The 18,756-nt window shown below is 63.0% G+C and carries 17 protein-coding genes and 1 pseudogene; 14 read left to right on the plus strand and 4 right to left on the minus strand.

Features of this window, described 5'->3' with window-relative positions:
* Positions 1-78 precede the first annotated feature (78 nt).
* The 3 genes and pseudogenes from ACFIQF_RS24245 to fur all read right to left on the minus strand — a co-directional run.
* Positions 79-309, minus strand: a pseudogene (locus ACFIQF_RS24245) (DUF1501 domain-containing protein); the annotation flags it as partial.
* Positions 310-322: 13 nt separating this feature from the next.
* Positions 323-1,903 (minus strand): DUF1800 domain-containing protein, encoded by a 1,581-nt coding sequence (locus tag ACFIQF_RS24250; RefSeq protein ID WP_393946209.1) that lies wholly within the window; start codon positions 1,901-1,903, stop codon positions 323-325.
* A 136-nt stretch (positions 1,904-2,039) separates the two neighbouring features.
* Positions 2,040-2,462 carry a ferric iron uptake transcriptional regulator gene (fur, locus tag ACFIQF_RS24255; protein ID WP_393946210.1) on the minus strand — a complete coding sequence of 141 codons (423 nt, stop codon included), beginning with the start codon at positions 2,460-2,462 and terminating at the stop codon, positions 2,040-2,042.
* A 100-nt stretch (positions 2,463-2,562) separates the two neighbouring features.
* Between fur and ACFIQF_RS24260 the strand changes: the two genes are divergently transcribed.
* The 6 genes from ACFIQF_RS24260 to ACFIQF_RS24285 all read left to right on the plus strand — a co-directional run bounded on the left by ACFIQF_RS24260 (position 2,563) and on the right by ACFIQF_RS24285 (position 8,345).
* Positions 2,563-3,138 carry an outer membrane protein assembly factor BamE gene (locus ACFIQF_RS24260; RefSeq protein WP_393946211.1) on the plus strand — a complete coding sequence of 192 codons (576 nt, stop codon included), beginning with the start codon at positions 2,563-2,565 and terminating at the stop codon, positions 3,136-3,138.
* A gap of 107 nt (positions 3,139-3,245) precedes the next feature.
* Positions 3,246-4,076 carry a 4-hydroxy-tetrahydrodipicolinate reductase gene (gene dapB / locus ACFIQF_RS24265; protein ID WP_393946212.1) on the plus strand — a complete coding sequence of 277 codons (831 nt, stop codon included), beginning with the start codon at positions 3,246-3,248 and terminating at the stop codon, positions 4,074-4,076.
* A gap of 57 nt (positions 4,077-4,133) precedes the next feature.
* Positions 4,134-4,871 (plus strand): MotA/TolQ/ExbB proton channel family protein, encoded by a 738-nt coding sequence (locus ACFIQF_RS24270; protein ID WP_393946213.1) that lies wholly within the window; start codon positions 4,134-4,136, stop codon positions 4,869-4,871.
* Between the two features lie 20 nt (positions 4,872-4,891).
* Positions 4,892-5,317, plus strand: a complete 426-nt coding sequence (locus ACFIQF_RS24275) for an ExbD/TolR family protein (RefSeq protein WP_393946214.1) — start codon at positions 4,892-4,894, stop codon at positions 5,315-5,317.
* Positions 5,318-5,460: 143 nt separating this feature from the next.
* On the plus strand, positions 5,461-6,456 hold the full coding sequence (locus ACFIQF_RS24280; protein ID WP_393946216.1) for a DUF2157 domain-containing protein: 996 nt from the start codon (positions 5,461-5,463) through the stop codon (positions 6,454-6,456).
* Positions 6,453-8,345, plus strand: coding sequence for a GDYXXLXY domain-containing protein (locus ACFIQF_RS24285; protein WP_393946217.1), 1,893 nt, complete (start codon positions 6,453-6,455; stop codon positions 8,343-8,345). The genes ACFIQF_RS24280 and ACFIQF_RS24285 overlap by 4 nt, the downstream gene beginning before the upstream one ends.
* Positions 8,346-8,357: 12 nt before the next feature.
* On the opposite strand, the gene ACFIQF_RS24290 is transcribed toward ACFIQF_RS24285, so the two are convergent.
* Positions 8,358-9,584 carry a mechanosensitive ion channel family protein gene (locus ACFIQF_RS24290; protein WP_393946239.1) on the minus strand — a complete coding sequence of 409 codons (1,227 nt, stop codon included), beginning with the start codon at positions 9,582-9,584 and terminating at the stop codon, positions 8,358-8,360.
* A gap of 268 nt (positions 9,585-9,852) precedes the next feature.
* Here ACFIQF_RS24290 and leuS point away from each other — a divergent pair, with 268 nt between their 5' ends.
* The 8 genes from leuS (at position 9,853) to ACFIQF_RS24330 (ending at position 18,727) form a co-directional block, all read left to right on the plus strand.
* Positions 9,853-12,525, plus strand: a complete 2,673-nt coding sequence (gene leuS, locus ACFIQF_RS24295) for a leucine--tRNA ligase (protein ID WP_393946219.1) — start codon at positions 9,853-9,855, stop codon at positions 12,523-12,525.
* A 4-nt stretch (positions 12,526-12,529) separates the two neighbouring features.
* Entirely contained in the window at positions 12,530-13,042 is a 513-nt protein-coding gene (locus ACFIQF_RS24300) for an LPS-assembly lipoprotein LptE (RefSeq protein ID WP_393946220.1), read from the plus strand.
* A 73-nt stretch (positions 13,043-13,115) separates the two neighbouring features.
* Positions 13,116-14,171 (plus strand): DNA polymerase III subunit delta, encoded by a 1,056-nt coding sequence (gene holA / locus ACFIQF_RS24305; RefSeq protein ID WP_393946221.1) that lies wholly within the window; start codon positions 13,116-13,118, stop codon positions 14,169-14,171.
* Positions 14,172-14,398: 227 nt separating this feature from the next.
* On the plus strand, positions 14,399-14,905 hold the full coding sequence (locus tag ACFIQF_RS24310) for a hypothetical protein (RefSeq protein WP_393946222.1): 507 nt from the start codon (positions 14,399-14,401) through the stop codon (positions 14,903-14,905).
* Positions 14,906-15,019: 114 nt separating this feature from the next.
* Positions 15,020-15,319, plus strand: a complete 300-nt coding sequence (locus tag ACFIQF_RS24315; RefSeq protein ID WP_393946223.1) for a hypothetical protein — start codon at positions 15,020-15,022, stop codon at positions 15,317-15,319.
* Positions 15,320-15,392: 73 nt separating this feature from the next.
* A complete protein-coding gene (locus ACFIQF_RS24320) occupies positions 15,393-15,725 on the plus strand; it encodes a hypothetical protein (RefSeq protein ID WP_393946224.1) in 333 nt (110 codons plus the stop codon).
* A gap of 87 nt (positions 15,726-15,812) precedes the next feature.
* Positions 15,813-17,477, plus strand: a complete 1,665-nt coding sequence (locus ACFIQF_RS24325) for a DUF4384 domain-containing protein (RefSeq protein WP_393946226.1) — start codon at positions 15,813-15,815, stop codon at positions 17,475-17,477.
* Positions 17,474-18,727, plus strand: coding sequence for a tetratricopeptide repeat protein (locus tag ACFIQF_RS24330; RefSeq protein WP_393946227.1), 1,254 nt, complete (start codon positions 17,474-17,476; stop codon positions 18,725-18,727). The genes ACFIQF_RS24325 and ACFIQF_RS24330 overlap by 4 nt, the downstream gene beginning before the upstream one ends.
* Positions 18,728-18,756: the final 29 nt, after the last annotated feature.

Here is an 18,756-nt window from a genome sequence, read left to right on the forward strand (position 1 = left end):
GGCATCACCCCCAAACAGCGGCTGGCCATGGCCGCATAGCTCTACTTCTCAGAGCGGTGGTTTGTGGGGGGATTACCGTGCCAAGGCGCCGTTCGCCTCGCCAGGGCGAGCAATCGCAATGTTGGGCCGCGCGGCATAGTAGAAATCGCTGTGTGTGGGTACGAGCAGGCTGTTGCTGTCGTAGGCGCCACGCAGAAAAACCAGCAAGAACCGAGGCGCTTCAGCTGGAAGGGCAGCCGCGCGGCTGCGCTGCATGCCAAAGGCCAGGGGCAGGCTGGCGGCGGCGGTGAGGAATTGGCGTCTTTGCATGGTGGGTCTCGCCTCAGCGCTGCATTTGCTCTGGAGCGCAAAGAAAGTAGGTATTCCAATCGGGGACGTTGCGTGCCTGCGCCAGGGCGTTGCGGGAGTTGGTGCTCCAGTGCGCGACGCGCGTTTGTGCGCTGAGGCCTTGGGCTAAATCGGTGTAGGGCGGCTGCTCCAGTGGCGCCTGTGGAACGGTGCGGAAAAGCACGGCGCTGCGGGTGGCGATTTGCCGCGCCACCTCGAAACGGGCTGTCATTTGGCCGGAGCTGGCCCAGTCAGACTGGGCCAGGGGGTAGCCGTCTGGCGTTTCATGGCCGTACAAAGGCTCGCCCAAGCGGCCCAGCCAGCCCAGTACGGGTACTACATTGCTGGCCACCCTGCTGTCCAGGCTCAGGCGCAAGGCGCCCATCACATAGTGCATGGGGTCTTTGAAGCGTTGTGCTTGCATCTGCTGTGCTTGTGGGGCTGTCAGCAGCGCTTGCAAGGTGCTGGGGATGTCGCCGTGGCTGCGCGCAAACGCTTGCGCTGTGTGCTCCACCACGGCAGCGGGCGGATGATCGCCGAGGAAAAAAACAGCCAGCTTTTGCGCAATGAAATGGGCCGTGGCTGGCGCTGCCACGATGCGGTCCAGCGCCTCGTCTACCGCGGCCATTCCTGAGGCATGCAGCGGCTGCCCTAGAAAAACCTGAGGCTGGTAGTTGTGCCGGCTGGGGTTGAACTCGAAAAAGCCCTGGCGCCGGTAGTCTGCGCGCAGTGCAGGCGGCAGCTTGGGGGGCGGCGCATTTGCTGCGCGGGTGCTGAAGCCGACACCTGTCAAAACCTGTGCCATGGCTTGTACGTCTGCCTGGGTGTAGCCGCTGCCCACACCCATGGTGTGCAGCTCCAGCAGTTCGCGCGCATAGTTTTCGTTGATGTGGCCCTGGGCGTTGCTGGCGTTGTCCAGGTAGATGAGCATGGCCGGGTGGCGCATGCTGGCCTCCAGCAAGCTGCGGAAATTGCCCAAAGCGTTGGGACGGATCGCCCGCTCTTCGTAGTCCGCGATCCAGAGCCTGGTTTCGCCTTTGCGGGTGCTGACGTTGAAGTGGTTCATCCAGAACCAGGTCATCTGCTCCTGCAACTGGGCCGGTGAGTACAGTGCGCGCCAGATATGGCGCTGCTGCGCCTGCGCAGCCAGCTGGTTGAGGCGGGTTTGTACTTGCTGGCGCAGGCGTGCGCCTTCGTCGCCATCGAGGCTGTCGCGAGCACTGCGTCTCTGGGCGGCGATGTCTTGCTGAATCTCGGCCATCGAGCGTTGGCTGATCTCGAGCGCATCAATGTGCTGTTGCACCGGCGCCGGCATGGTCAGTTGCTGCGGGTGCAATTGCTCTTGCAGCCAGGCACTGAGCCCCAGGCGTTGCAAATGTCGGTCAGCGCTGTCGTTGGCACCCCAGGTGACGCGGTCGAGCCATTGCTGGCGCTGCAGAGCACTGAGCGTGGGCTCTGCAGTGTGGCCTGGTTGTGTGTGTCCGGCCGTCGGTGGTGACGGGGTGGCGCAAGACGCCAGGCCCAGCGTTGCCAGGGCCAGGAGGCTGAGCGAGACAATCCGGAAAAGTGGACGCATGGTGCTCGGTATGCAAAGGACAGTGCCCTGCATGGTGCGCCTTCTGCGTCATGGGCCGGTAAAGAAGTGGTTGCGAAAAGTAAACGGCGAGGCGCCTTGCGGGCTGCCTCGCCGTGGAAACCGGGGAATCTGGCGCTTACTTGGCCTTGGCGGCGCACTCGGCGCATTGGCCGTACAGCGCCATCGAGTGGTCGTGCACCACCCAGCCCTTGGCCTTGGCGATGGACTGCTGGCGCTTTTCTATTTCGGCGTCGTAGAACTCCTCGACCTTGCCGCAGCTGGTGCAGACAAAGTGGTCGTGGTGCTGGCCTTCGTTGAGCTCGTAGACGGCCTTGCCGCTTTCGAAATTGCTGCGGATCAGGATGCCGGCTTGCTCGAACTGCGTGAGCACGCGGTACACGGTGGCCAGGCCAATGTCGGAGCGCTCTTCGAGCAGTACGCGGAAAACGTCTTCGGCCGTCATGTGGCGCTGGCTGCCATTCTGGAAGATGTCCAAGATTTTGAGGCGGGGCAGCGTCGCCTTCAGGCCAGTACTTTTGAGTTCTTCAATATTCTTCATAACAAGGTCTTTCAAGTGGGCCCGAGTGGTACACGGACTTCTGAGGAAGGCCTGGAGACCAGCCGCTACAATGGCCGATCATATCGCTATGTTTATAACCATGCCCGACTTTGTTCGTTCCGGCGCCCGCTTGGCGGCGCTGTTGGCCTTGGGTGCCAGCGTGGCTGCCTGTGGCTCGTTCAATGATGCCAGCCGCAAGTTTGCCGATTCCATCACCCCGTACAAGGTGGAAGTGGTGCAGGGCAATGTGATCACCAAGGAGCAGGTGGATGCCTTGCAAAAAGGCATGAGCCGCCAGCAGGTCAAGGATTTGCTGGGCACGCCGTTGTTGGCCAGCGTCTTCCATGCCAACCGCTGGGATTACGTTTTCACCATCAAGCGCAAGGGCGTAGCCGAGCAAGAGCGCCGCTTTACCGTGTTCTTTGACGACACGGGCCTGGCCCGCTATGAAGGCGACGAGATGCCAAGCGAGCAGGAGTTCGTCTCCTCGGTCTCCACCTCGATCAAGACACCCAAGGTGCCGCGCCTTGAGGCCACGCCTGAAGAGCTCGCCAAGTTCAAGAAGGACGACGCCGCCTCTGCCGATGCGGCCAAGTCGGTGCCCGAGAGCACGGGGAAAAACAGCACGGCAACGCCGCCTGCCAGCTACCCGCCGCTGGAATCGCCCCAGCGCTGATCTCTTACTGAACGGATAAGCGCCAACGCGTGCCCCGGCGGCGTTGGCGCCAGTTTTGATAAACCGGCTGCCGTTGGGCGGCATGGTGTGTGCAACGAAAGCCTTGTATGACAGCAGCCTCTTCCACCTCTCCCCGCATTCGCATCGCCATTGCCGGCGCCAGTGGCCGCATGGGCCGCATGCTGATCGAGGCCGTGCTGGCCAGTACCGATCTGCAATTGACCGGCGCGCTTGATGCCGCTGGCAACCCCAGCCTGGGTAGCGATGCAGGTGCGTTTTTGGGCAAACCCACGGGCGTGCAGATTACCGCCGATGTGGCGCAAGGCCTGGCCCATGCAGATGTGCTGATTGATTTCACCCGCCCCGAAGGCACCTTGGCCCATTTGGCCGTGGCGGCAGAAAAAGGCGTGCGCGTGGTCATTGGTACCACCGGTTTTGACGATGCCCAAAAGGCGCAGATTGCCGAGTTCGCCAAGAAGACGGCGGTGGTGCTGTCGCCCAACATGAGCGTTGGCGTCAACGTTACCTTCAAGCTGTTGGAGATGGCAGCCAAGGCGCTGCAAGAGGGCGGTTACGACATTGAGATTGTCGAAGCGCACCACAAGCACAAGGTGGATGCGCCTTCGGGCACCGCGCTGAAAATGGGCGAAGTGATTGCCCAGGCGCAGGGCACCAACCTGGCAGACCGCGCTGTGTACGAGCGTTATGGCCACACCGGTGCGCGTGTGGAGAACACCATCGGTTTTGCCACGGTGCGCGGCGGCGATATTGTGGGCGACCACACCGTGCTGTTTGCGGGCGAAGGCGAGCGTATCGAGATCGCCCACAAATCCAGCAGCCGCGCCGGTTACGCCAAGGGCAGCCTGCGCGCCGCGCGCTATCTGGCTCAGCAGAAAACCGGCCTGCACGACATGTATGCCGTGCTCGGCCTGCAATAAATATAGCGGCGCTGCGCCATGCGGCTGCATGGCCGGCGCACGAAAGGACGGCTGGCAATGACCACCTGGCAATGGCTTTCGCAGGCAGACGGTGTCGCTCGCGGCACGGCGCTGGTGCTGCTCATCATGTCGGTGCTCAGCTGGGTGCTGATCTTGTACAAAGCTTGGTGGCTGGGCCGCGCACAGCGCGACACGGCGCGCAGCACCAGCGCTTTCTGGCAAGCCAGCAGTTGGGAGCAGGCGCGCCAGCAATTGCCGCAGCAAGACCGGCTGCGGCTCATCATCCCGGCAGTAGATGCCATTGAAAACATCGTGGGCGGCGTGCCTGCTGCGCAACATAGCCTGGCTGTTGCTAGCGGCGCGCAAGTGCAAACTACGCGAGTGCTGCGCGAAGCCTTGCAATCGGCCAGCTACCAACTGCACTGGGGCCAAACCGTGCTGGCCACCATCGGCGCAACCGCGCCGTTTGTGGGCTTGCTGGGCACGGTTTGGGGCATTCACCAAGCGCTGGCGGTGCTGGCTGGTGCAGACCACGTCAGCCTGGAGCAACTGGCAGGCCCGGTGGGTGAAGCACTGGTGATGACGGCGGCCGGCCTGGCCGTTGCCTTGCCCGCTGTGCTGGCCTACAACCTGTTGGGCCGCAAAGGAGCGCAAGTGGAAGAGCTGCTCGAAGGCTTTGCCCACGATATGCAAACCTGGGCTTGGCAGCAGACGGCGCAAGCCAACGGCGCCGGGCTTGCGCAGCACCAGCCGCAGGCCAACCCGGCCGCCGTGGCGACCGTGGGCAGCCGCTGAACCAGCACCGGGCACCAAACATGGCATTCGGGCGCTTCAGCAAACCCCAGGCGAGCCAGCCGATCAGCGCGATAAACGTCACGCCGCTGGTCGACGTGATGCTGGTGCTGCTGGTCATCTTCATCATGGCGGCGCCTTTGCTGGCTGCCTCGATCCGCCTCGATCTGCCCAAGGCCGCCAGCGCTACGCCGGCCAATCCGCCCGCTGCGATTGCGGTGCAGATGAACGCCCAAGGTGAGCTGTTTGCCGACGGCAAAGCCACTGATATGGCGGCACTCAAAGAGTTGCTGCAGCAGCAAGCCGAGCGCAACCCGCAGACCGAAGTGCAGCTCTCCATCGACCAAAGCCTGCCTTATGCGCGCGCGGTGGAGCTGATGGATGCCGCGCAATCGGCCGGCCTCACGCGCATGGGCTTTGTGGCGCAACCGGCAGTTCGCAAGCGCTGAAAAAAGCTGCAGCCAGCAGCGCCAATCTCTCCCGCAAGTATCAATATCCGCTACTTTCTCGCTGGGTCACAGCCTGTGCCCGGCGCTTGGCTACAGTGCGCTTTGTCTGCATGATGGCGTGCAGTACACAAGGGAGGTTGGTCATGGATTCACGCTTGTACCAGGCGGCCGCGCAGTTGCCGCCTGGCGATAGCCGCATCGAGCAGCTCTATACGCTGGCAGTGGCGCCGGGCGAGCCGCGCAGCCTGGCGCAGCGCTTGCACATGGGGCTGCTGCTGGTGGCAGCGCTGCTTTTGGCCAGTGGCCTGGTGTTCTGGGTTGCGGCCAATTGGCAAGAACAAACGCGCATGTTCAAGCTGCTGCTGATCGAAGGCGCTTTGCTCGTCAGCGTGCTCGCCTCCCTGTTCTGGCGGCGCGGGCGCATAGCGGCACTGTTGTGTGCCACCCTGGCATTGGGCGGTTTGCTGGCCTTTGTCGGGCAGACCTACCAGACCGGGGCCGACGCCTGGCAGCTCTTTGCCACCTGGGCCGCGCTGGCCTTGGTGTGGACGCTGCTGGCGCGCAGCGATGTGCTGTGGATGCTGTGGGTGCTGGTGGTGGCGGCAGCCATTGCCATGTGGTGGGGCCACCTGGATCTGTGGGAGATTTTGTTCCGAGGCCGTGGCACCACGCCGCGGCAATTGTTGTATGCCGCAATGTGGTTGGCTTTGGCGCTGGTGCCCGCGCTGGTGGCTTTGCTGCCGTGGACTCGCTTGCCAGCGGGCATGGGCTGGTGGTCGCACCGCCTGGCTCTGGGCCTGGCCTTGGGCGCCTGGACGGGCATGGGCCTGATCCAGCTGTTCTCCAGCCGGGGCATCGGCTGGGGCTGGTGGCTCAGCGGGCTGCTGATTGCGCTGGCCATGGCTGTGTCTTACCAAGGCCGCTTGCGTGATTTCTTGAGCCTGTGCCTGTGTACGCTGGCTGCCAACGTCTGGGTGCTGGGCTTGCTGGCTCGCGTATTGTTTAACGGAGGCAGCGAAGAGGCGGCCTTCTTGTTCTTTGCACTGGCTACGCTCGCTTGCCTGGCCGCTACGGTTTCAGGCTTGCTCGCGGTGCAGCGGCGCTTGCGCGCTGAAGCTACGGCAGGAGGTGTGCAATGAGTGTTTTCCACTCTACGCCGGCCTGGTGGCCGCGCGCCCAGGCACAAGGTTTGGTTCGTGGCGCTCAGCCTGAGGTGGTTGACGACGAAGAGCCCAATATTTTTGTGATCGGCTTGGCGCTGCTGGGCGCGTTGGTGTGCGCCTTGGCTGCTGGCGCTTTTTTGCTGGCGCTGTTGGACACGGATTTCTGGTTCCGCAACCCGGCGGCCTACGTGGTCAACGTTTTGGGTTTGGCGGGCGCTGCGGTGTTGCTCAGGCGTGATAACGGCGTTTTTCTCACCTGCTTGGCCTTGGTGTTGTGGGGCTTGTTCTGCGGCATGTTTCTGGCGCGCCTGGGTCACGATGTGCATGGCGCGCGCCTGGAGTTCTGGCTGTTCTCGGGCTTGCTGGCCTTGCTGCAGTTGCTGGGCGCGGCAGTGGCCCATGCGTTGTGGGTGCGGCGCATGCTGGGGCTGGTGTTTGGTGTGGCCGCTTATCTGTTTTTGCAGCGCAGTGTGGCTGGCGTGCCGTTGCTGGTGATGCTGGATGTGGCCAGCCTGGTGCTGGTGGCGGCCTGGTGGTTGTGGCTGCGCCAGGAGCGTCAGCGCTTGGTTCGCGGCGCGGCTTCGAGCCAGATGGGCTGGTCGGCCTTTGCCGACAGCGCTGCAGTGGGTGTGGTGGCCATGGCGCTTTGTGGGGCGGCACGGCTTGGCATGGGCTACGGCCTGGTGCAAGAACTGCTGGGCGTGGATCTGGACGAGCCCCTCAGCAAAAACAGTTGGCGCATTTTGCTGCTGATCGGCCGCGGCTTTGCCTCGGTCTGCGTGCTGGTGGCTAGCGTGCTGCTGTGGGCACATTGGAAAAAATACCAGATGGCCACGCCGTACACGCTGCGCAGCTTGCTGGGCGTAGGCGTGCTGCTGGCAGTGGCGGCCTGGTTCAGCCCGTCGTTGGGCGTGATGGCCTTGCTGGCTGCTGTGGCCTTGCTCGGCGGGCGCTGGCGCATTGCCGCGCTGTGCGGGCTGGGCGCCTTGTGGTCGCTGGGCCAGTTTTACTACAGCCTGGCCTGGCCGCTGGCACAAAAAGGCCTGGGCCTGGCGGCGTTGGGCGCGGTGCTGTTGCTTGGCCTGTATGTGCAGCGTGCGCTGGCGGCGCGCCAAGCGGCTGTCCGCAAGGGTGCAGAGCCCGATGGTTTGTTGCCCGTGGCCGCCTGGTCGCGTACGCGCCTGCTGTGGCTGGTGGCTGGGGCTGTGGTGGTGTTTGGCCTGGTTAACTGGGATGTGCGTGGCAAGGAGAAGGTGATCGCCGAAGGCCAGCCCGTGCTGGTGCGGCTGGTGCCCGTCGATCCGCGTTCGCTGATGCAGGGCGACTACATGGCGCTCAACTTTTTACTGCCTCCCGAGGTAAGCGCTGCACTGCGCAAATCGCTGGCGCCTGCTGCGCTGGTGCGTGCCAAGCTCGATGCCAAAGGCGAAGCCACGGTGCTGGCCTTGGCCCGCAGCCGCGCTGATGCCGGTGCGGGCGAGATCATCTTGCCGCTCAAGCAGCTCAAGGGCCGCTGGGTATTGGTGACCGATGCCTACTTTTTCCCCGAAGGCACGGGCGAGGCGTTTGCCCGCGCCCAGTTTGGCGATTTCCGCGTGCTGCCCGATGGCCGCGCTTTGCTGGTGGGGCTGGCCGATGCGCAAGGCAAGCCCATCGATGTGCCGCGGGCCAGCGCCATGCCAAAGCCGCACCACGGCGTTGGTGGTGTCAGTGGCCGGGCAGAAGAGGCGACCGAAGTGGAAGCGGTGCAAGAGTTGGCGCCCGTTGCAGACCAGGCCGCCAAACCTGCCTCGGCGGCCGCAGATACGAGCGTGACCGAAGTGCATGCGCCGCCAGAGCCGGCAGCGCCTGCACCGCGCCGCTGAGCGGCGAGCGGTTTACTGCGAGAGCACGCCCACCGCGCTTTGGCGCAGACTCAGCTTGACGTCGTTGCCCGACGGGTTTTGGAACACATGCAAGCCAAACTCGGGCAGCACGGCCAGCAGGTGGTCGAAGATGTCGCCCTGGATGGCTTCGTACTCGGTCCACTTGGTGGTGGCGGTGAAAGCATAAATCTCCAGCGGCGAGCCGTTGGTGGTGCTCTCGAGCATGCGCGCCATCATCGTCATCTCCGGGCGCAGGCGCGGGTGGGCACGCAGGTAGGCGTTGACGTAGGCGCGGTAGGTGCCAATGTTGGTGAGCTTGCGCAGGTTGACTATCTCGCCGGCCATGTCTGGCGCCTTGCGCGCAAAGTCGTCGTTGTAGGCGCTGATCTCGCGCGTTTTGCTCTCCAGATAAGGCTTGAGCAGCGCTATGTGGGCCAGCTCCTGGATATCGGCATCCGTCAGAAAACGCACGGTGGCGTTGTCGATCAGGATGCTGCGCTTGATACGGCGGCCGCCCGATTCGGACATGCCGCGCCAGTTCTTGAAGCTCTCGCTCATCAGCCGCCAGGTGGGAATGGTGGTGATGGTGTTGTCCCAGTTGCGGATCTTGACCGTGTTCAGCGCCATGTCGACCACGGCGCCGTCGGCGCCGACCTGGTCCATCTGCAGCCAGTCGCCCACGCGCAGCATGTCGTTGCCGGCCAGTTGCACGCCGGCGGTGAACGACAAAATAGTGTCTTTGAACACCAGCATCAGCACGGCCGACATGGCGCCCAGGCCAGAGAGCAGGATCAGCGGCGAACGGTCGATCAAGGTGGCCACCATCACCACGGCGGCCACCAGCATGATGATGAGCTTGCCCAGCTGTACATAGCTTTTGACCGAGCGCGTGCTTTCGGCCGCCTCCAAGCGGTCTTCGTTGTGGTCCTGAATGCTGTCGAGCACCGCGTTCAGCAGGCGCGCCACTTGCAGCACCGTCAGCGCAATGGCCACGTTGCGCACCACCGTGGTCGCCAAGGCTGGCATATGGGGTACGGCGGCAATGCCGGTTTGCACCACCAGCGAAGGCACGATTTGCGCGGCCCGCACCAGAATATTGTCGGCCAGCAGGGTCTTCACCCACGCCGCATTCAGGCTGTGGCGAAAGCGCGGCACCAGTTTGAGCAGCACCAGGCGCACGACCAGGCGCAGCAGGTAGGCGGTGATGACCAGACCGACCAGCCCCAGGCCAGTCTGCATCCGGGGTTCCAGTTGGTTGATGGCTTCCCAAGTCACAAGATGCGTTCCTTCATACAGAGAGAGTTTGCTATTAAAAATGAAGCTGTTGATTGTTATCTGTCAACAAGAATTCGCAGAAAAAGCAGGTATTTTTGCACCGCTGCCTTATCCGCGTCGGCGTCTCCGGCACTAGCAGGGCGCGGGGCTATGGCGATGCGCCTACAATCTTTGCCCAATTGGGCCTTGCCCCGGGCCGACCGTGGGCAGCCGCTTCTTCCAGACCAGTTCCATGCAAGAGAAATACAACCATTCCGACGTTGAAGCCGCAGCGCAAAGCCAGTGGCAAGCACAAGACGCCTACCGCGTGAGCGAAGACGCAGGCAAAAAGAAGTTCTACGCCTGCTCCATGCTGCCTTACCCCAGCGGCAAGCTGCACATGGGCCACGTGCGCAACTACACCATCAACGACATGCTCACGCGCCAGCTGCGCATGCAGGGCTACAACGTCTTGATGCCCATGGGCTGGGATGCGTTCGGTCTGCCCGCCGAAAACGCCGCCATCAAAAACAGCGTGCCGCCTGCACAGTGGACGTACGACAACATCGCGTACATGAAAAAGCAGATGCAGGCCATGGGCCTGGCCATCGACTGGAGCCGCGAAGTCGCTACCTGCGACCCCGATTACTACAAGTGGAACCAGTGGCTGTTCCTGAAGATGCTGGAAAAAGGCGTGGCCTACCGCAAGACCCAGACCGTGAACTGGGACCCGGTGGACCAGACCGTGCTGGCCAACGAGCAGGTGATTGACGGCCGCGGCTGGCGCACCGGCGCGCTGGTGGAAAAGCGCGAGATCCCTGGCTACTACCTGAAGATCACCGATTACGCGCAAGAGCTGCTCGACCACGTGCAAATGGGCAACCCCAAGGCGACCTTGACCGGTTGGCCCGACAAGGTGCGCCTGATGCAGGAAAACTGGATCGGCAAATCAGCCGGCGTGCGCTTTGCCTTCACGCACGACGTGAAGGGCGCCGACGGCCAGCTGATCGGCGAAGGCAAGATGTACGTCTTCACCACGCGCGCCGACACCATCATGGGCGTCACTTTCTGCGCCGTGGCGCCGGAGCACCCGCTGGCCCAGCACGCAGCCGCCTCCAAGCCTGAGCTGGCCGCCTTCATCGAAGAATGCAAAAAGGGCGGCACGACTGAGGCCGAACTGGCTACCCAGGAAAAGCTGGGCAAGCCCACGGGCCTGTTCGTCACCCACCCCGTCACCGGCGCGCAAGTCGAGGTGTGGGTGGGCAACTACGTGCTGATGAGCTACGGCGACGGCGCAGTGATGGGCGTGCCCGCGCACGACGAGCGTGATTTCGCTTTTGCCAACAAGTACGGCCTGCCTATTCAGCAGGTGGTGGCTGTGGAAGGCGAAGGCGCCTACGACAGCAAGACCTGGCACGATTGGTACGGCGACAAGGAACGCGGCGTGCTGATCAACTCGGGCGAGTTTGACGGCCTGCATTTCAAGGACGGCGTGCAAGCCGTCGCCAAGCTGCTGGAAGCCAAGGGCCTGGGCGAGCTGAAAACCACCTGGCGTCTGCGCGACTGGGGCATCAGCCGCCAGCGCTACTGGGGCACGCCGATCCCCATCATCCACTGCGCCGACTGCGGCCCGCAACCCGTGCCGGAGAAGGACCTGCCCGTGGTGCTGCCCGAAGGCCTGGTGCCGGACGGCTCTGGCAACCCGCTCAACAAGAGCGAAGCTTTCCACGCCGGCGTGGTCTGCCCTTGCTGCGGCAAACCTGCCCGCCGCGAGACCGACACCATGGACACCTTCGTCGACAGCTCGTGGTACTTCATGCGCTATTGCGACGCCAAGAACAGCGAAAAAATGGTGGCTGACGGCGCCGACTACTGGATGCCGATGGACCAGTACATCGGCGGCATTGAACACGCCATTCTTCACCTGCTGTACGCCCGTTTCTGGACCAAGGTCATGCGCGACATGGGCCTGGTGAAGATTGACGAGCCCTTCACCAAGCTGCTCACGCAAGGCATGGTGCTGCGCGGTGCGTTCTCGCAAAAGCTGGCCACTGGCGCCAAAGAGTACTGCTGGGAAAAGGACGTGGACGTCATCACCAACGACAACGGCGTTGTCATTGGCGGCACGCTCAAGGCCGATGGTTCCAAGCTCGATTACGAGATGACGACCATGTCCAAGTCCAAGAACAATGGTGTCGATCCGCAAGAGCTGATCGAGAAGTACGGCGCCGACACCGCGCGCCTGTACACCATGTTCACCGCGCCGCCCGAGCTGACGCTGGAATGGAACGAATCGGCCGTGGAAGGCAGCTACCGCTTCCTGCGCCGCGTCTACAACTTTGGCGCCAAGCTCACCGCTGCAGAATTTGCGGCCGCGCGTGCAGCCGCTGCTGGCGCCAGCGTTGCCGGCCTCTCGTTTGGCAAGGAAGCCAAGGCGCTGCGCCTCGAAATCCACACCGTGCTCAAGCAAGTCGAGTACGACTACTCGCGCATGCAGTACAACACCGTGGTCTCGGGCGCGATGAAGATGATCAACGCGCTGGAAGACTTCAAGGCGCTGGATAGCGAAGGCGGCCGCGAAGCCGTGGTCGAAGGCTTTGGCGTGCTGTTGCGCGCTCTGTACCCGGCCACGCCCCACCTGGCGCAAGTGCTGTGGAACGAGCTGGGCTACGACAAGGCCATGGGCGGCCTGCTCGACGCGGCCTGGCCGCAGGTCGACCCGCAAGCGCTGGTGCAAGACGAAATCCAGCTCATGCTGCAGGTCAACGGCAAGCTGCGCGGCTCCATCGTGGTGGCCGCTGGTGCTGACAAGGCCACCATCGAAGCGGCTGCGCTGGCCAACGAAGAGTTCCAGAAGATCGCCGCGGGCGCTGCGCCCAAGAAGATCATCGTGGTGCCAGGCCGTCTGGTGAACGTGGTAGTCTAAGACCATGCAAAAACGCACGCTGCTCACTGCTCTGGCAAGCGCGCCGCTGTTGGCGGCGTGCGGCTTCAAACTGCGCGGATCGGTGGATTTCGCCTTCAAGTCGCTGTACTTGAACGGCGACATCAACTCGCCCTTCCTCAAGGAACTGCAGCGCAACCTGGAAGGCGCGGGCACGCTCAAAGTGTTGCGCGATCCTAGCGAAGCGCTACAGGCCGAAGCGATTTTTGACGACCTGGGCCTGCGCCGCGAGCGCGTCATCGTCTCGCGCAATGCGGCGGGCGAAGTGCGCGAGCTGCAGATCCGCCTGCACACGCGCTTTCGCGTGCGCAACCAAAAGGGCGGCGACTACGTGCCCGAGTCCACGCTGATGCAGTACCGCGAAATCAGCTACGTGGAAACCTACGCGCTGTCCAAAGCCAACGAAGAAGAGATGCTGTACCGCAACATGCAGACCGACATCGTGCAGCAGATCGTGCGGCGCCTGGCCATCGTCAAATCGGTCACGCCGACCGACTGACAGGCCGATCGCTGCGCTGGCTGCTACGCCATAGCTGCTGGCGCTGGCCGATCCAGCCCTACAAGGTACACACATGCAAATCGCCCTGAACCAGTTGCCCGCCCAGCTTGGCAAGGGCTTGCGCACGCTCTACACCGTATATGGCGACGAGGCTTTGCTGGTGCAAGAGGCGGTAGATGCCATCCGCGCCGCAGCACGCGCCGCTGGCCACACCGAGCGCAGCAGCTTCACGGTGGCGGGCGCGCATTTTGACTGGAGCGGCGTGCTGGCCGCCGGCGGCAGCCTGAGCCTGTTCGCCGACAAGCAGATCATCGAAGTGCGCATCCCCTCGGGCAAGCCGGGCAAAGACGGCAGCGCTGCCTTGCAGCAGCTGGCCGACAGCAGCGTGGGCAACGACAGCTCGCTCACCATCGTCATCCTGCCCCGGCTCGACAAGGCCACCAAGAGCGGCGCCTGGTTTGCGGCGCTGGAGACCCATGGCGCCACCGTGCAGGTCGACAGCATTGAGCGTGCAGCGCTGCCGCCCTGGATTGCGCAGCGCCTGCAACTGCAAGGCCAGCACGTGAAAAGCGGCGAAGAAGGGCAGCGCACGCTGGCTTTTTTTGCCGACCGCGTGGAAGGCAACCTGTTGGCCGCGCACCAGGAAATCCAGAAGCTCGGCCTGCTGTACCCGCCCGGTGAGCTGGCTTTCGAACAAGTGGAACAAGCAGTGCTGAACGTGGCCCGCTACGACGTGTTCAAGCTCTCGGACGCGGTGCTGTCTGGCCAGGTGCTGCGCACCGAGCGCATGCTCAACGGCTTGCAGGCCGAAGGCGAGGCCGAGGTGCTGGTGCACTGGGCGCTGTCTGAAGACATCCGCGCCATGAAGCGCGTCAAAGACGCTTTGCGCAATGGCCGGCCCATGCCGATGGCGCTGCGCGAAAACCGCGTCTGGGGCGCGAAGGAGCGCCATTTTGAGCGCGTGCTGCCGCGCATCAGCGACGCGGCCGTGGCCCGCTTGCTGCATTCGGCCCACGCGGTCGATGGCATTGTCAAAGGCCTGAAAGTGCCCGAATGGCCGCAAAACGGCTGGCAGGCGCTGCACCGCCTGGCGCTGCAAACCTGCAAGGCCTGCGCAGCCAGCCGCTAAAGAACGGCATCTCTCTGTCATCAGCCCGCATTTGCGGGCTTTTTTGGGCCCGCACGGCGATTGGCGGGCCCATTTTGCACGCTTTTGTAAAAACTTTGGCAGCTTATCGCCTCGCTTTATGACAAAGCAGATGGCGGATTTTTGACTGTCATCTACCGCTGCCAGAGAGCGCGCTTCAGCAAATCGTCACGGTCGAATCCAGCTGTTTCGATTGTCATGAATTGGTCTTGACGCACTTGCTTGCAACCTGTCATCGAATCGCCATTTCAGCCCATAAAAATACGCCCAAGCCAGCCAGCAAAGGCGGCAAAAAACTCTCCACTTTAGGAAAGGCGGTGTTTTCCATGGTGATGAAAATCAATAAAGCATCTGCTTTTCTTCGGGTGGGAACGATATTCATGGCGGCCTTCATGGCATGTGCGGTGCAGGCACAAAACAACCAGCAGGTATTTGTGAATGGTGGCGCTGTCAATATTGCCGGCCCTGGAGCGCATGCGGTCATGAATATCTCGTCGACCAAGAATATTTCGCACATCCGTGGCAACCAGCAAACCACGGTGGTGAATGGTGCCGTGGTGAATGCGGCCATGTTTGGTGCTTATAGCGAATTGAATATTGCGTCACGCAACGGCGGTGCAGGCACTGGCAACCAGGTGGTGTCGGTGGGCGGGCCGGTGGTGAGCCAGGCCTCGGGCATGGGCGTGCGCAATGTGGTGAACATTGGCGGGAAGTGATAGCTGCAGCTGTCACCGAGCGCTGGTGGAGTTCGGTTGCTCCGACGTGGAGGACTGATGTCGACAATGCTGTTTATTTGGCAGCATTCCTTTATTCAGTATCGAGGAGTTTTTATGAAAAAAGTAATCGCTGTTCTGGTGTCGGGTCTGGCTCTGGCATTTGCTGCGCAAGCCGAAGTGAAAATCGGTGGTAACAACGACCAGAAAGTGACCGTGAAAAACGGCGCTGTGGCCAATATGGCTATCGGTCCTGCTGCCCAAGCCAAGCAGAACCTGGCTTCGAACAAGGGCAATGTGCATATTGGTGGCAATAACAAGCAAGAAGTATCGGTGACCAATGGCGCCGTGGCCAATATGGCTATCGGCCCTGCTGCCAAGGCTGAGCAAAACCTGGCTTCCAACGACGGCAAGTAAATCGCTGTCCATGCGTTGATCAACGCGGTGGGGCAGTTTTGGCTGCCCCGCCGCGCCCAAGCCGGAGAAGCCTATGAAACACCGTTTGCTATGCGCTGCGGCCCTGCTGCTGGTGGCAGGCCTGACACAGGCGCAACAAAAACCGCCCGCTGGCCGCAATGGCCTCGATCCCGCTTCGCGCAACAAAGTGGTCAACGTGATGGCGCGCGACAACATGGGCGAAAAAGATGCCCGCGCCAACATCGAGCGCGAGATCGTCACCAGCCCCTCGGGCAAGAACTGCACCACCAACGTGGGCACGCCCAAGGTCAACGAGGGTACGGCGGGCATCGGCAACCGCTACGGCGCTGGCAACAACGACCAGGTCACCGTGGTGCGCGGCTCGGTCATCAACATCTGCAAATAGCGGGCAGCACCGGCGTGGTGCTGTTGGGAGGGGCGTTGTGGCCTGGATAGCGGGCTGCGCCGCGAACCGATAACGAACGAATAAACCATGCATATCTCCTTTTTTCGCCACGGCTTGTTGTGGCCCTGTGTGCTGGCGCTGGCCGGCTGCGCGATCAACCCCGGGCTGTCCGACCGCAAGGACATCATTGAAAAAGGCATCACCGAGCAAAGCCCGCTGGTTTCGCCCACCAAGTCGGCCTCGGCCATGCGCGAGGGCCTGGCCTGCATGGACCGCATGCTGGCGGCCGAGCAAGTGCCGTCGACGCTGGTAGCGGTCAAGACCATTCCCGATCCTTCGGGCCTGTTCAGCACCGGCACCAAAGAGATGCTGATCACCGCTTTCTCGCGCATGTCGCGCACCAGCCAGGCTTTCCGCGTGGTGGATTACGAGGTGGATGCGCTCAAGCAGGACACGGTGCAGACCATGACCAGCCTGCTGCTCAACAACGGTCAGATCGAGCTGCGCAAGCCGCAGATCTATGTCTCGGGCGCCATCAGCTTTGGCGACAAAACCGTGGTGTCCAAGCGCCGCAGCATTGGTGTCTCTACCGCCAACACCGACACCGGCTACAGCTGGGACGTGCTGGGCTCGGTGGTCGGGCTCGATCTGCATCTGGGCGATATGAACTCGCGCACCTTGTTCCCCGGCCTCGATTCCGCCAACGAACTGGTGGTGGCCACCGGCGGCAAGGGCGTGGAAATTGGTGGCCGCGCCACCGGCTTGCCCAAGCATATTTACCGCCTGGGCGTGCAGTACGAAGTGGCAGCCGACAACAACCAGGGCGCTGGTGCAGCCGTGCGCTTGTTGGTGGATCTGGCGGCGATCGAGCTGGTGGGCAAATGGGCCAAGCTGCCTTACTGGCAATGCATCGACTACGAGCAGAACCACCCCGAATTCAAACGCCAGATGCGCGCCTGGTACGAGGAGCAATCGAGCACCGACCGCATCAACCTGGCGCAGCGCGTGCTCAAGGCGCAAGGCGTGTGGAGCGGCGCGGTTGATGGCAATGATTCGACCGCCTTGCGCAATGCGCTGGCCAACTACCAGGCGTCTTTGGACATGACGCCGGTCGGCACCGTCAACTTTGAAACCTATGCGGGCCTGCTGCGCAATTACGTGGGCATGTCGGCCGACGACAAGCTGGCATCGAGCTACTCGCCGGGCAATGCAGAAGACCTGAAGCCACGCGAACATGTGTTGCCACCCAACGAGCCCGCACACGACGGCTTGCGCCTGGCCTTGCTGGGCCACAAGGAATCCAAATTGCCAATCGGCAGCTCGGTGGTGCTGCGTGTTGCGCCGGCGCGTTCGGGCTTTCTGTACTGCTACTACAAAGACGCGGCCAACGTGGTCTCGCAGATCTACCCCAATCCGCAGCAGCAGGCAGTGGTGGCGCAAGGCAATATGGGCTTGATGGTGCCCGATGTATCGCAGGCCAACTCTTTCCTCATCGAAACGGCCCGCGCCGGCACCGAGCAGGTTTATTGCGCGATGACCGCCAAGCCTTTGACAGGCCGCGTTCCCGCAGCGCTGACCGATGCCAAGCTGACGCCGATTGCCGGCACCACCACCATCGAAGCCGTGCAGCAGCAGGTGCAAGCCCAAGAGGGCGTGATAGCGCAATCGAGCTTGCAGTGGGAAGTGGAAGCACCTGCCGTGCTGGCGCCACCTGCGCCTGATAAAACGCCGCGCCGCGGCAAGCGCTCATGAAGCCGACCAAGCAGAAAAAGCAAGCTTGGCGCTCTACGGCGCTGGCGGGCAGCTTGTTGCTTTGCAGCTTGGCGGCCGGGGCGGCCATTGTGTTGCCCGGCGGTGCCGATGATTCGGCCAGCCCGGCAGCGCCATCGGCACCAGTGTCTGCCAGCCCGGGTGGCAGCGCCTCCATCCGCGTGCCATCGCCTAATCGCTCTGAAGCCAGCTTGCAAGCCCTGCGCCGCCAAGCGCAAGAAGGCGACACGCGGGCCCAGGTGGAGCTGGGTTTGCACTTTTATCGCAATGCCGGTTTGCCGCAAGCGGGCGCGCAAGCGCGCCAGTGGTGGACCATGGCAGCCGAGGCCGGCGATGCCCGCGCCATGGCCGGTCTGGGCTACATGCTGGGCACGGGCACCGGTGGTGTGCGCGATGTTCCAGCCGGCCGCCAATGGCTGCAGCGCGCTGCCAGTGCCGGTTTGGGGCGCGCCAATTATTTGTTGGCTTTGGTGGAGCGCCGCATGACCGGCCCCAAGGCTTTGCAGCAATCGCGCCTGTTGCTGGAGCAAGCGGCGCGTGACGGCGATGCCATGGCGCTGAACGACTTGGCGGTGGAGCGCGAGTTGGATGGCCGCAGCAGCGAAGCCAAAGAGCTCTACGTGCAAGCCGTCGCCCAGGGCAGCCAGACGGCGCAACAAAACCTCAACCGCATCGCCAGCTACCAGCGCGCCAATGAGGCGGAGCAACTGGCCCGGCTGCGAGCCAAGGCGGACGACGGCAATGCCGACGCGCTGCTGGAGCTGGCCTACCGCTACCACCTGGGGCGAGGCGTACAGCGCAACTTTGCCACCGCCCTCCAGTACTACCGGCGCGCGGCGGATGCTGGTTCTTCCAAAGCGCGCGAGTTTCTGGGCCTGATCTTCAGCCGCAGCAACGAGAAGCAGCCGGTGATCGATGAGGCCTGGATGCAGGAGCTGGCCGCCCGCGTCAACGCGGTGGCGCTGCGGGTAGAGGAAAAAGCACCCGTGCAACTGCCCGAGCGGCCGCAGCGCGTGGCCGATCCGTTGGCCGATTTGCTGCGCCAGCCTTTTGCGCAGCTGCCAGCGCCGCCAGCCTCAGCGGCTGAAAGCGATGTGCAGCTGCCAAGCCATTCCAATAGTCCGTCGCCCAACCCGGAGCCGACGGCAACTACCGAGGGGCCGCAGGCGCCCGAGCGCGCCCCCGGCACGCCAGCGCCTGATGATGCAAGCCATGCGCCGCCCACGCCGTAAGGCGAGCAGGCGCGAGAAAGGATAGAAAC

This window comes from Comamonas trifloxystrobinivorans (assembly GCF_043359985.1).
In the GTDB taxonomy this organism is placed as follows: Bacteria; Pseudomonadota; Gammaproteobacteria; order Burkholderiales; family Burkholderiaceae_C; genus Comamonas; species Comamonas trifloxystrobinivorans.